Annotated in this window: 13 protein-coding genes; 3 read left to right on the forward strand and 10 right to left on the reverse strand. The window is 32.8% G+C overall.

The features are described 5' to 3' along the window. The first annotated feature begins 55 nt into the window (after positions 1-55). Positions 56-1,102 (forward strand): hypothetical protein, encoded by a 1,047-nt coding sequence (locus VXS03_RS03800; protein WP_327762078.1) that lies wholly within the window; start codon positions 56-58, stop codon positions 1,100-1,102. Positions 1,103-1,179: 77 nt separating this feature from the next. Here VXS03_RS03800 and VXS03_RS03805 read toward each other — a convergent pair whose 3' ends face one another. Next, the gene (locus VXS03_RS03805; protein ID WP_327762079.1) at positions 1,180-1,515 is read right to left on the reverse strand and encodes a hypothetical protein; all 336 of its coding nucleotides are present in this window, start codon (positions 1,513-1,515) and stop codon (positions 1,180-1,182) included. Between the two features lie 388 nt (positions 1,516-1,903). On the opposite strand from VXS03_RS03805, the gene VXS03_RS03810 reads away from it, so the two are divergent. After that, positions 1,904-2,386 carry a CreA family protein gene (locus VXS03_RS03810; protein ID WP_327762080.1) on the forward strand — a complete coding sequence of 161 codons (483 nt, stop codon included), beginning with the start codon at positions 1,904-1,906 and terminating at the stop codon, positions 2,384-2,386. 184 nt (positions 2,387-2,570) lie between these two features. After that, positions 2,571-4,139, forward strand: coding sequence for a DUF4832 domain-containing protein (locus tag VXS03_RS03815; protein ID WP_327762081.1), 1,569 nt, complete (start codon positions 2,571-2,573; stop codon positions 4,137-4,139). Between the two features lie 53 nt (positions 4,140-4,192). On the opposite strand, the gene VXS03_RS03820 is transcribed toward VXS03_RS03815, so the two are convergent. The 9 genes from VXS03_RS03820 to VXS03_RS03860 form a co-directional block, all read right to left on the reverse strand. Continuing rightward, positions 4,193-5,092, reverse strand: coding sequence for a glucosamine inositolphosphorylceramide transferase family protein (locus VXS03_RS03820; protein ID WP_327762082.1), 900 nt, complete (start codon positions 5,090-5,092; stop codon positions 4,193-4,195). Positions 5,093-5,186: 94 nt separating this feature from the next. Next, entirely contained in the window at positions 5,187-5,621 is a 435-nt protein-coding gene (locus tag VXS03_RS03825; protein WP_327762083.1) for a hypothetical protein, read from the reverse strand. A 5-nt stretch (positions 5,622-5,626) separates the two neighbouring features. Then, entirely contained in the window at positions 5,627-6,733 is a 1,107-nt protein-coding gene (locus tag VXS03_RS03830) for a glycosyltransferase family 4 protein (protein ID WP_327762084.1), read from the reverse strand. Positions 6,734-6,793: 60 nt separating this feature from the next. Next, positions 6,794-7,999: a glycosyltransferase family 4 protein gene (locus VXS03_RS03835; protein WP_327762085.1), complete on the reverse strand. Its 1,206-nt coding sequence runs from the start codon at positions 7,997-7,999 to the stop codon at positions 6,794-6,796. 14 nt (positions 8,000-8,013) lie between these two features. Next, on the reverse strand, positions 8,014-9,237 hold the full coding sequence (locus tag VXS03_RS03840; protein ID WP_327762086.1) for a glycosyltransferase: 1,224 nt from the start codon (positions 9,235-9,237) through the stop codon (positions 8,014-8,016). A gap of 3 nt (positions 9,238-9,240) precedes the next feature. Then, positions 9,241-9,741, reverse strand: coding sequence for a serine O-acetyltransferase (locus VXS03_RS03845; RefSeq protein WP_327762087.1), 501 nt, complete (start codon positions 9,739-9,741; stop codon positions 9,241-9,243). Continuing rightward, on the reverse strand, positions 9,734-11,119 hold the full coding sequence (locus VXS03_RS03850; protein ID WP_327762088.1) for a capsular biosynthesis protein: 1,386 nt from the start codon (positions 11,117-11,119) through the stop codon (positions 9,734-9,736). Before VXS03_RS03850 ends, VXS03_RS03845 begins: the two co-directional genes overlap by 8 nt. Beyond that, positions 11,120-12,328: a lipopolysaccharide biosynthesis protein gene (locus VXS03_RS03855; RefSeq protein ID WP_327762089.1), complete on the reverse strand. Its 1,209-nt coding sequence runs from the start codon at positions 12,326-12,328 to the stop codon at positions 11,120-11,122. It abuts the gene before it with no gap. Next, the gene (locus VXS03_RS03860) at positions 12,325-14,424 is read right to left on the reverse strand and encodes a GumC family protein (protein ID WP_327762090.1); all 2,100 of its coding nucleotides are present in this window, start codon (positions 14,422-14,424) and stop codon (positions 12,325-12,327) included. Before VXS03_RS03860 ends, VXS03_RS03855 begins: the two co-directional genes overlap by 4 nt. Between the last annotated feature and the right edge of the window lie 3 nt (positions 14,425-14,427).

Genomic DNA, 14,427 nt, shown 5'->3' on the forward strand with positions numbered 1-14,427 from the left:
TACAATGATTACAGCACTATAAGATAATACATGCTCGATACTATCTGGAACTGATATGGATATAAAAGTTAATAAGCGTCAGGGACAACTGCTTAGTGAAACCATCACACAATGGCAGCAACAGCAGCTGATTGATGACCAACAGGCGCTGAAGTTACGCCAGAGTTACCATATAATTAGTTTTGATTGGAAGCTACTCGCTGTCTATTCCTTCTGGATTGCTATCGCTTGTTTCATTCTTTCCGTGTTCTTATTAGTCGCTGATGATTATCTAATTGCATTAATTTCGCGTCTTATTAACACACCAGCAAGTGTATTAACGTTATTGAGTACGATACTGGCTGGGCTATTATTTTATGTTGGTATTAAACGCCGCCAACACCACCCAGAAAAAACCGTCAGCAATGAAGCTATGTTCTTTTTTGGCGTACTCATAACGGCAGTTGCGAGTGGGTTTCTCAGTCACACCACTTTAGCGCTAAATTGGCGTGAAAGTATGTTTATACTCATCCCCACAATAGCTTATGCAATAATCGACTTTCAGCTTCGATCTGTTTTAGTATGGTTATTTTCTCTATTAGGGATTGGCTTATGGGTGCTAACGGAGACATCTTACCTTGCACCAGATCATTTTCTCTTTTGGGGAATGAATATTCCATTACGGTTCATTTTTGTGGGTATGTTGATTGTAGGGCTAAGTGCTCTCTTTCAGCCCCACAGCCGATTTTATTTCGCTAAAGAAGCCACTCTATTTATTGGATTAATTTATTTCTTTAATGCCCTATGGATGCTAACTATATTTGGAAACTATGACAGTTTACAAGCTTGGTCTGATGTGAAACAGATCGAACTCTGGGGCTGGAGTGTAGCAATGCTTCTTATCACCATAGGCTCCATTTTTTACGGAATTAAAAACAACAATGCTTTAATTCGCACTTTTGGCATTATCTTTTTACTACTGTGTCTCTATAGTCGTTATTTTGAATACTTCTGGGACACATTACACAAAGCCCTCTTTTTTGCGATATTAGCATTAAGTTTTTGGGCAATAGGCAGTCAAGCAGAAAAAATTTGGCAATTAGGGATAAAAAAGAGTAAATAGCCGCTGAGATAATGATCATTAACCAGCGGCATTAAATAGAATTTATCGAACTGTATGCAGAAAAGTTAGATTGTCATTTATCTAACAGCGTGTTGCTCTAAATTATAGAGTCGAATTTCATGTAACACACGCTCAGTTAACATATCATTCATTGTATTTCGCATTGATTCTTGCATATCAGAAATTACAGGAAATACATTTTGATTCATTTCATCTAAACAATTTTTAGACACTTTCATTTTCAAATCAAACTCAAACGAAGCAAGTTCTAAAAATTTTTCCATTCGCTCAATAACAATGTCAACCATGTAACTATCTGCACCTAAATCTAACAATTCCTGTTCAACAATTAATTCTAACGGTGTACGATCGCGAGGCTGTTCTTTTACTGGAAACGCAAGAATATTTGACATCATATCCTCCTCATAATCAGTAATAATCATCCGTTGATAATTATTATAATAACAATATTGCTACATTCATCCTATGTGTAATTTTAGCAATTGAAAAGACTATTTTTAATAAAAATTATCATTTAAGAAACATCTCTTATTTTAACTCACAAGAAAAAATAACAAATAACACTTATTTTTCATAACCTTATATAAATATAACTTTACTAATAAATCGATAATATTTATTTCTATCGTAGGCAACTAAGACTGATTTGTTGATGACAAACACGCTTTTTTAAAAGTGTATAATGAAAAGGATCAAAAATTCGCGTATAACTTAGCGTAATAATAACAAACTATAATTTAAAATTTTAAGTGAGATGATTCATTTAACAAGGAGTCTTGTATGAAAAAATTTTTAATGGTCGCGAGTACTATTGCTGTCGCATTAACACTAAGCGGCTGCTCGGATAATGAAGTAGGTGATGTTTCTTTAGGGATGTTTACTACTAAAGATATTAAATTAAATACATTAGTTGACCCAATCGTACCGGGTGTGACATGTCATATAGCAAGTATTGAAGCGGATTTAAGTTTGGCCGATCCTTCTGATTCTTCTATTTCATGCCGCCAAACTGGTGAAATAACGCCTGAAATGATAGCAAATATTGATAAATCAAAATCGGGTGAAGTCGTTTTTAAAAAGTCTAAAAGTATATTTTTTAAATCAATGAAAATTCGTCGAATTTATGATCCTCAGTCAGAAACATTAATGTATTTATCATATTCAACAAAAACAACAACCGGTAGTTATAAACATAGTTTATCAACAGTGCCATTATGGGGCACTAAAGCTTACATTGCTCCTACTACAACAAATATTCAATAATATATAAATAAATCTCACGTCTTAATTTATTTATTATTAAGACGTGCTATGTTATATATAAGGTTACATTGTCTAATACAAGTTACAATAATAATTATTATATCCTTTCATATTAGCATAGTTAACATCAAACCCATACATACCACTTATATTTAATTGTTTAATATTTTACGGATAAATAATCATGCTGCATAAACCTAAAAAAATCATTGCTTATAATATATATCAAAAATCTATTATATTGACAGCCAAAATAGGTTTGGCTGCTATTATCATTTCCTCATTAAATAGTATAGCTATTGCAAAAGAGATAAGTCAGACAAGTACACCTACAGTCATTGATAATATCTTAATTAATCCTGATATAGGTATTACTGACCATCAAACATTTAATATTAATAGTGATCCATGGTGGAACATACCAAGCCATCCAAAAACCGCGGTTGTTTATTTTCGTTGGTATTGGGAGGAATTAGAACCTCAACAAGGGAAATATAACTTTCAACTTATTGATAAAACAATTAATCAAGCAGCAGCATTAGGCAAAAAAATAGTTATCCGATTTATGACGATGGCAGGAAAAGATGAAGTTTATTATAACCCTTCACCTAATGAAGGAAAAAAAATATTAGGAGTACCTTGTTGGGTAAAAAAACAAATTGATGATAAGATAACAGGCCAAACTTGTCCTGATAATAATCACTTTGTCGTTGACTATAAAAATCCCATCTTAAAAGAGAATTTAGAACGATTTATTAAAGCTATGGGAAAACATTATAATAATAATAAAAACATATTACGTTTAGATATTGGCTTAATTGGCACTTGGGGAGAATGGAACCTAGCATCACAAATGGGATATCAACAACCAACACTTGGTCATCATGGCTATACTACAAAAGATTTAATACCCTATATCACATTAATGCAGGATGCCTTTCCTGACAAACAGCTTTCTATTGATTTAACATCACCTGATGATGATATTACTAGTTATGCAACTCAACGAGGAATTGGCTGGCGTGCTGATTGTATTGGAGACTGGCAATCAGGCTGGAATCATATGGAACAAGGCTATCCAAACACCATAGAGCATATTCAAGGCAATGGGTATAAAAAAAATATGTATGCTGATACTAATTTTCTTAATCGTTGGAAGCAAGCTCCCGTTGATTTTGAAGTTTGCCAAGATCTAGATTATTGGGCGCAAAACAAAAGTATTTATACACTTGATAATGTTAAAAAGACATTTGACTTCGCTTTAGATTCTCATGCTTCTTTATTTAACCTAAAGTCGGGTAATGTTCCGGTGATCTATAAAGATCTCGTTAATAATTTTATTAAGAAACTTGGTTATCGATTTGAACTAGCATCAGTTAAAATAAATAGCCGCTTTGTACCTACGTCACCGATAAAAATCATTTCAAAATGGAAGAACGTGGGTGTAGCACCTAGTTATAATAACTACCCAGTAGTCTGGCGTTTACGCAACGCTGATAATTATATTGTATCCTATTTTACAACTAACAATGATATTCGTACATGGTTACCAGCAGAGAATCGTCACACTAGCACACCAATATATAAACAAGTTGATACCTTCTATTTACCAGCTGATATTCAACCCGGTAGCTATCAGCTGGATGTTGCCCTTGTTGAACCCTCAACAACTATAGCTAAAATAAAGCTAGCTATTGACGGAATGCTTACTGATAGCTGGTATAATATTGATACGATAAATATCCAAAGATAATTATTAAAAACGCCGATTCATAAATTAATTGGCGTTTTTATTTTTTAAATCATTTATTTATCAAAATAAGGAATTTCCTTACCAATTTTTACCATCACCAAATAATTAAGTTTTCTAAATATATTACTGTATTTCGTTAATATATTTTTTGAATCAATAACGGTTATATTACCCCAGTATGATAGCGTATGGATACCATCAGTAAATGGAGTGACAGGCATTATATCTTTGAAAAATTCTTCTTTATAAGCCGTTTTCGATAGTACCGTAATTTTCATTACTTTTAAGCTACCGCCATATGTTATTGCACAATTTTGGCAAACACGGTAATAATTATTATCACGATCGATAATTGGCCCACCATTTCGACCAAAAGCGTTATCATTTGCGATAGGAGAGCAGGGATGCTGTTGGTAATTTCCCAATAAAGTATCAGCAAAAAATAACTGCTGCTTAAAAGGCTCATTCGAAGTAGAGGTAAATAAATAAAATACTCCATCAATTTTTTTTATGCAGCTATCAATATACTTACCATCACTAAGTAATACTTTTACCTTTTCAAACTTAATACCATTAAACTTATACAATGAAATTTCATTTAAGTCTGAAGTCTCTATAATAGAATATAATTCCTTTTCTTCTTCAAAAATAAAAGGAAATGATTTATGCCCTAAAATTTTATTTACATCTTCAAAAAAATCATAGCGCTTGCCATCAAAATCAACACATTCAATTTTTCCATTGCCATGAGAGTAATCAAAAATCTCATAAGCAATATAATCTTTATCGTTTAATTTAAATATAAATGGATCAGCTTCAAAATCTTTATCTGTGAAATTAAACCAATGAATATCATAAGCATTTAATCCATTGACAATCACATCTAATGGATGCTTTCTAATTAGTCCAATACGCCAAAAATCTTGATCTGTAAATTTTTTCACCCACTTCATTTTATTTAAACCCTTATATTATTTTGCAACCATAAATATAAAACATATATAATTAAAGTATTCAACATTTACTAATTACTATTATTTATTGAAGTTATTGTAAAACATGCAATCTAAAATAATCCCAAATACCAAATGAAAAATGTTTAAATATGTCAATACCTAATGCTGATTTAATTAAATATAAAGCTAATACTGCGGCTATAAATAGAAATAATAGTCCAAATACAATTTGAATTGCTTTAATAATAGTCGTAATAGTCATTTGATTCCGAGGCGCTTTACGACGATCTTTACCTAGTAAAAAGACTGCATAGTAACGCCAACGCCCGATACCAATAACAGGACGAAAATCAACATAGTGATCATTATAACCACTATTAATAGCGACTGCTTTTTTAATCGCAGTTAATTGCTTATAATCCAATGAATTCAAAACATCTATCGGTATTGTTGTTATAACACGATCAATGACATCTTGTTGTATTTGCGTATATTTACCGCATGAGTCAACTGTACATTCGTCCATTACGATTAACCATTATCTAAAGCTAAAAAAACATCATGAGTTTGCTGTGCAATTAATTGCCAATCATATTTTTTTAAATATTCGGCATAACAAACTAACGGCTGATCGACTGTCATTGTGAGTAATGCAGCTAGTTTTTGACTATCTCCACATGGGAAATAGCAATTCTCATCTAAGTGTACCGCTTTATTGGCCGGAATATCACTAACAATAGCAGGTAAAGAGAATGACATTGCTTCTAATAAAGCTATCGGTAGCCCTTCACTAAATGATGGTAAAACAAATATATCGGCTTGTGAGAAAATACTATGTAACTCTTCCCCAGATAAGAAACCCGTTAATATAACGTTATCCATCTCTCTTGCTGTATTTTTGAGCCTATAACTATATTCAGTAACATGATCGCTATCACCAACTAATACCAATTTTTTTTTGATACCACTAAGTTTATAAGCCTCTAATAAAACATCCAGCCCTTTTTCTTGAGAAAAACGACCAACAGCAATAATATAATCCCGAGGCTTAAGATCATACTTTGATAAATAATCATTGATCTTACTTGGTGCCGGTAATTGTGGCGGATTAACACCATTAAAAATCAAATGGGTGTCATTACGGCCATATTTTTCATTCATTAGATTTTGCATAAAATCAGAGATAACAATCACCTCTGATGAATATTTCATTGCCCACTTTTCACCAAGACGAAGTATAAATTTCGCGGCCTTACCCCATTTTTGATGATCATAGTTTTGACTATGGTGTGTAAATACGACTTTTTTACCAAATAAGCGTAATAATGGAATAACTAAACCAGAACCAATAGCATGCACATGTACAATGTCGACCCCTTCTTTTATTGCATAAAACGCAGCTAAAAATGAATGTAACGGCGCTTCTAACGATTTATTTGTCATCGTTGGTAACGCTTTCAACTTTACGCCCTCATACTCACTCTCAGTATACGGAACATAAGGTTTACGCGCTGTTAATATAATATCTAATGCATATTTTTCAACCAATAAAGGATATAACGACTGACAATGGGATTCGACACCACCAGGCACATTGGGTATACCACGCGTACCTAAAACTAGAATAGATTTATTCACAATAGGATCTCTTCAAATACAAACATCAGGGCTAACTAACATTTTATTATTAATAAAAAATTAATTAGCCAAAAGTGATTGATATAGCTTTATCAACTCTTCTTTATGCAACTTCAGTGAGTATTTATTTAATAATCGTGCGCGTGCTTTTTGTCCCATAGCAGCAACTAATGTTTCATCATCTGCTAATGACTGCATTTTAGCGGTAAGATCATCAGCATCACCCGCTGTGAATAAGTAGCCCGTTTCACCATCTAATACTTGCTCAGGAATGCCACCAATATTTGCCCCAATCACTGGTTTGCCATAGCTCATCGCTTCTAACACTGACATAGAGCAGTTTTCATTCCACTCAGATGGCACAATAACCGCTTTCGCATTTTTAATAATTTCTGTCAATGCGTCCCCGGTTTGAAAACCTAATAACTCAACATTATCAAAATGTTGCTTAATATGATCAAACATCGGCCCAGTACCTAATACTTTAAGCAGTGTATTACCTTTAAGTTGGCTATGTGCTTGTGCTAATGTCACAATACCTTTTTCTTGAGTTAAGCGACCACAAAATAAGAAGTAACCACCGTCGTTACCAATATCAGTGGTTGATGCATCAATACCATTAACAATTACATCAACATTTGCTGATGGAATTTGACGTAAGATCATTGATTTCATAAATTCACAAGGGGCAATAAAAGCATCTAATGCTTCATAGCTCTTCATCGTACGATGATATAATGCTTCTAATGATAGTAATACACTGCGTGGCCATGAACCATCCTGCCACTGGTATTTAAAGAGATTAATATTACTACCGGTGATCCAATCTAAGTCAATATTCTCCCCAGCAGCAAGCATGCTGTAATTGGGGCAAACAGACTTATAATCATGCGCAGTTAATACTGTTTTACAACCTAATTTTCGTGCAATCTTGATCACTGATGGTGTGATTTGATGATAAATATTATGGAAATGAACAATATCAGGTTGCTCAGCTTTAATTAGCTTTTCAAATTGATCACATGCATATTGATTATGTACAAAGTTCACTGCAACTTTAATATTATCAAAAATAGAATGTTTACCATGGTAATCAACATTATCAACAAAAAAATCCGCATAATCTGATGGAATATTCTTTTCATGCTTCATTGAAAAATCAATAACTTGATATCCTGCTTCTTGCACCATATCGCGTTCTTGAAAGAAAACAGTCTCAGCGCCACCATGTGGGAAGAAAAATTTATTAACAAATAGAACTTTCATTGAATTACCAGTCATTATGAATTTATTTGATTAACGACATTCTTAATATCAGCAGCAACTTGCTCACCAATAAACGCGTAAGAACGGTTATTTTTAATATAATTATATCCAGCATCTAACTCTGTTTGTGTCATTGGATGCTGTGCTAATTCAACCATTGCAGCAGCATAGGATTGGCTCGTTCCATCAGTCACTCGTCCACAGCCAGATTGTTCAATAACAAATTGCTGATCCGGTGAATCATTACAAATCATGGCTTTTTTAAGTGCCATATATTCCATAGCCTTGGTCGGTGTTGATACATCTAACAACAATCCGCGATTCATAAAACCAATCACCATATCGACACCTTTAAGATATGCCCACGCCTGCTCTGTTTGTACCCAACCCGTAATATGAAAATCATCACTCAATCCCATATCATCAGCTGTTTGTTGTAAAAACTCGCGATCTTTCATCACTTCAGAATCACCAACAAAAAGTAATTTAAGATCTGGCACAGTAACCTTAGCTTCTTTAAATGCTTCAATAATAACGTCAAGTTTACGTAATCGATCAAGGCTACCTAAATAAGCAATAACTGGTGCATCACCCCACTGCTGTATTTTTATCGCATCTGTATTAACAAAGGCATCAATCTTTTCAATATCAACCCCCATTGGCACAACCATCATCGTACTTGGTTTTATACCTTTATCTTTAATGTAATTGAGCATAAAGTCACTTTGGACATAGACGCGATCTGAGTGAGGTAAAATAATGCGATAAAGAATAAATTCTTCAACCAAGCCACGAGCTAAAATAATTGGGCGTTTCCAACTAGGTATATTTTCAGTCTGATCTTTAGCCCGCATCGTACGGCTTTCTGCATATAAAAATGATACCCAATAGGTATAAGGTAGCTTGATTAATTTAGCGATTATCAGACAAATTAAGCCCACCCAAACCATGTCACGTACTTGAATTAAGTGAAAACCATCTTTTTTAGCTCTACAAGCTAGCTTTGCAGCATAAAAAAAGTAACACACTGAATCTAAATGACGATTAGTTGTTTTTTTACTGGTTTTTAAAGTGCTACCCTCGGTCTTAATATTTACCGTTTCTGTTTTGGGCATACCTATAATCGTGGTATTCACACCTTCTTTAGGTAACTCTTTAGAGTATAAAACATCAACATCTGGACGATATGATGGTAACTCTTCCGGTACAAAGTTAATCACATTGACTTTATTATCCATCAATTATCTCTCATCTACTTGTTTAATTACTTTGGCAGGATTCCCAACAGCAATTGAATTTTCAGGAATATTTTTAGTGACAATTGCTCCAGCTCCAATAACTGAATTATCACCGATACTAACATTACCTAACACTATAACTCCGGGGCTTAATTCAACATTATTACCAATGACTGGTGAAATATGCTGACCTGTAATAGGATCGACTTTATTACCAATAGTTACATTGTGTTTAAGCATTATATTATCACCTAATACGCTATTAGCATTAATAACAATATTTTGCGGGTGAAACAAAATTAGACCAGAGCCTATTTTTGTTTTAGGAGATATATCAATCCCACAAATAAATTTAAGTAATTTAAGTACAATAACGTTAATAATAAATAATTTATTTATTATTCCGCCCCTATAAAAAAAAGACGCTAATCGAAAATTAACAATAAAAAATTTAGATGTTAAACTCGAATTCAATATTAACTCTTTTTTTATTAGTTCAAGCATGTAGACCTCTTGCTTTAGTCAAAGTTGCTTTACGAATAATCATTATTGCACCTAACGAAAAATAAAACTGAAATTGAAATACAGGTATCAACGCTAATAATGGTGAATAAGGTAAAGTAATTAGACCTGCAATAATAAATCCGATAAATGCAGGTTGATAAGATAATAGTTTAATATCTGATTTTGATAAATACGTCATCGAAAATAATGGTTGTGGTTTTGAACCATGCAAGATAATAAACACAATAGCTAATAATAATCCAGTACCAACAAGGCCAATTTCCCATAAAAAAATAGCTAACGCTGTTGAACCTAAACTTAATTCAAATAACATCGCAATATAGCCAGGCTCTGCTCCGCCAGCATTTGAACTATTTAAACCATAGCCAAATAACTGATTTACAATACCATGAATATCAGAATGATATGACCAAAATGCCAGTGCGGTAACACGTCCTAATTCATCTAAATTACCATCAAGGCCATCAACAATAATCGTCGGATCGAAAATATAACCAATATTTTCTATAAAAATATCAAAAATGCTCATTGAATGTGATTGATATTCACTTGAAAAACCAAGTGATAGAATCGTTATTATTAGTGATAATAGAATAAAAATACCGACAATAGATAAAAAAATTGATTTAAAATCAATAACCTTTACTTCTTTAATGTAACTGGATTTTATATAGACATAAAGAAGAAAAAATGGCGCTAACAACGTAACAAACTTAACCTCAGCAACAACACAAATAATAAAACCTATAGCTAAGTGCAATATTAATGACCAAAGCTTTGCAACACCATGCTTATACTCTGATAATTTCATCATCATTATAAGCAAAGTAAATAGGCCCATCGATGCTCCATTACCTCCAGCGACCATACTGCCGCCAAAAGTACCAACAACAGAATCCCATGAGTCCATTTTACCTTGAAAAGCCACACGAGCAGGCACAACAACTAAAGCTTGATACATTACTAATGGTATTTGAGCATAAAATATCCAATATAGCTTCTGCGTAATTCTATATAATTGTGATTCACGGCAAAAGCCAAGTATGAGGCAAGGCAATAATAATGATATACCTAACCCATTTTTAATACCTGCAATAGTTGTTTTTAACCCTTCTTGCATCAAAGTAGTAGTTATTGCTAACACAAAAAATCCCACAAAAAGTACAAGAACCGTCGCTTCAAGCTGATCTAATTGTTCATAATTATAGCGAGTTTGTAATGGTATTAGCAAAACCATTACCATAGTCATAATAAAAGGCAACCATAAAAAAGCATCAATATTTGAAAAATACTGGGCTGTACCACTAAATATAAGTGTAATAAATACATAAACCTGAAAAAAGGTGCCAGTATTCATCTATGCTACGCCTTTATTACGTAAAATAAGTGCATGCTTGTTGATACTAATATAAATCATTAAGTATCTTGTTGCCGTTAATATAGTGAAGACTAATAATGAAACCGTATAACTTTTATAAATTAATGGTAGTATAAAAAACGCTAGCGCAACTATTACTAGTTGTTCACATTGAATACGTAAAAAATAATTAGGCTTTCCAAATATTAATTCAATAACAGTCAATGGCACAAAAGCAAGCATTGCAAAGACATAAGGTAACATTAAGCGCGATGTTTCGACTGATTGTATCCACTGCTCACCTAATACATGCTGAGTTAACCATGGATAAACAAAATAAATACCCGCAACCGTGATTAATGCGATCGTTATTAAAAACAATCGCACCTGTTTAAACTCAGCATAGTTAAATACTTTATTACGAAAATCTTCAGACCATTTAGAAAAAGTATAATTACGTACCGACTGACCCAAAATAAGGACAGGAGATAAACAAAAACGATTAACAACAGCAAAGTAACCCGCAACTAATGGACTAAACCAATAGTTAATTAATACTGTAGGTAACTGTAAGCTTGCATTTGCCACAACTTCTGCAGTCCCTACTCGTGATAAATGATTCCAGTGTTTGATGAAAAACTGAATTTGCGTTGTAGGCAAGAAATCAGATTTAGAAAACATACTGAAATCTAGGCATTTATATAACCAATAACCAATCAAACATAAATGAACAATAGCCCATATATAATAAAAATACTCAACTTTCCATGACACTAATAATGCAATAAATACAACTGAAGTGGCTGATATACGCTGAATAGCCAACTGACTAAAATTTTGATTACGTAAGAAAACATACTCAGAAATAATCATCATTGAGTAACTTGCGGTTAAAACGTAAATCGCAAAAAATGGTAACGAAAAGAAATAGCTAACAATATAGATATAAATTACACTTATTCCCCAAGATTGCAACATACAAAATACTACAGCTTTACCAATATCTTGCGGATCGACTTTTGGCAATAGAAAATGTGAACCATAGAGTGCGATTTGAGCACCAATCATAATAATACTAAATGTAAGTGCATAGTTACCTACATCCGACATACCAAAGCGATATGACATGAATAAAATAGTAAACGCACCTATTAATTGTGAGATTACTGAAGCTCCTCCTATGGTAGAGGCCCCTTTAATTAAACTCATAAAAGAACATCCTTTGATGATATTACTGAAATATTTTCATTAGATTCTAAGCTTTGTTTTCTTACCTTATTCAATACACATCCGATCACTTTTGCATTATATTGTTTAAGCTGATCGATTGAAAATAGAGAAACATTCGCGCTATTACAATTAGAAGCAACTACAAATAAAATAGCATCAGTAAGCTGACTAATTAAAGTTGCATCTTTAGCATCACTTACAGCTGGAGTATCTATAATAATATAATCATATTTTGTTCTTAATTCAGAAAATAATGATAGAAGTTTATTATGAGTTAGTACTAATAATGGTGAACAAGACGTATTACTACCAGTAGTTAAAATATCAATTCCTTTATAAGGAATAATAGCATCTCGCACTGATATATACTTATAAAGAATATCAGTTAAACCACTATTATTCTCATAGCCAAAAGAATGAGTAATACTTTTATTACGTAGGTTCATATCAACTAATAATACTTTAGCATCAATTGACATTGTTTTTGCAACTAATGTAGAGACTAATGACTTTCCCTCACCCATAGTCGCTGATGTTATAGCTAACGTTTTGGCATCAGTATTTAATAGTAATAACTGGCTACGAATACCAAGCGATGCTTCATCTAATGTTGAAAATTCCATAGTATTTTCAAATACTAATTTAGGGGTAGTATTTTGATCATATAGCTTAATTTCGCCAATAACTTCGAGACCTAAACGGCGCTTTATTTCATTAATAGAGATTACTTTATTATTTAAAGCAGCCATTACAATTACAAATAAGACAGAAATTAATAATGACATAATAGCAACAACGATAATTAATAACTTTTTATTAGGCTTAGTTGGTTTTGATGGTATTGTAGCGCTATCAATAGCTTTTGCCGTAGATTCAGAAAATTGACCACTAACTTGGGTTTCATTTTGGCGCTGCAACAATTGATTATACAATGTACGTGTTTGGCTAATATCGTCCATCATATTATCATATATTGTTTTTTTCTCACCTAACAATTGAAATGCATTTGTTCTTTTATTAACAGCAGCTTGTAATTGATTTTGCTTAATTAATGACGACTTATATTGCTCTTTAATACCTTCCGCAATTTCATTAATCAAAGCATTTGCTTGGCGTTGAAGAATATTCAGCTGTGATTGAGCTTGAATAACTTTCTCGTATTTAGGGCCATAGCGATGTCGAAGATCTGCAAGTTGAGCCTTCTGCTCAATAATCATTTGACGTAAATTTTCCATCTGCGGATGACGAGAAACATCAGGAATAGCAGCTAATGCATTAAATCCTTGCTTTTGGTAATTGGTAACAACGTTATAAAGAGCCTCTAAATTTACTCGCTGGGCATTAGCCGTTGCTAGATTGTCCATCAATAATGATAGCTGTTCAGTTTGAAAACCATCAACTCCACGAAAAGTAATAAGTCCTTCAGTTTTTAAGAATGCATTAAGCTTTTCTTCCTTTACTTTCAATCTATTATGTAAATCATTTACTTCAGTTTTAAGTAATGATGACGTATTTAAATTAGCATCACGATTATCTTCAACTGAATAATTAACAAACACTTTAACAATATCATTAGCAACAGCAGCAGACTCTGTTGCCGTTGTTGATTCAAAGCCAATTGCAACTAATTGCGTTTTTCGAATAGGTGATATTGTCATATGTTTTAATACATACTGAAGACTACGTTCTTTTCGTTTATCTAACGTATCAAGTTTAATGTTTTTATTGCCAATAAATTCAGGCTTATCATATAACTCTAAATTATCTACCACTTGTGAAATAACACGGCGAGATTTTAATAATTGATATTGAGTCTCATAGTATTCTCTTCGAGTAGAATCAAAATCAATCACTTTATCAAATGTGGTTGGATTAGCGAGCTGAGCCTTCAATAATACTGTTGCATAAGCCTCGTATGTTGGTGTTAATTTCAAAATAAAGGGAATAGATAAACCGGTGACAAACATGGTAAATATTAAAATTTTCCACCAATTTCTCATGATTGATTTAAACAAACGTGTAAAGTCAATAGTACTTTCTAGTTTATTTCCTTCTCCAACAAATAATGAACTCATCTA

This window comes from Photobacterium sp. S4TG1 (genome assembly GCF_036040035.1).
In the GTDB taxonomy this organism is placed as follows: domain Bacteria; phylum Pseudomonadota; class Gammaproteobacteria; order Enterobacterales; family Vibrionaceae; genus Photobacterium.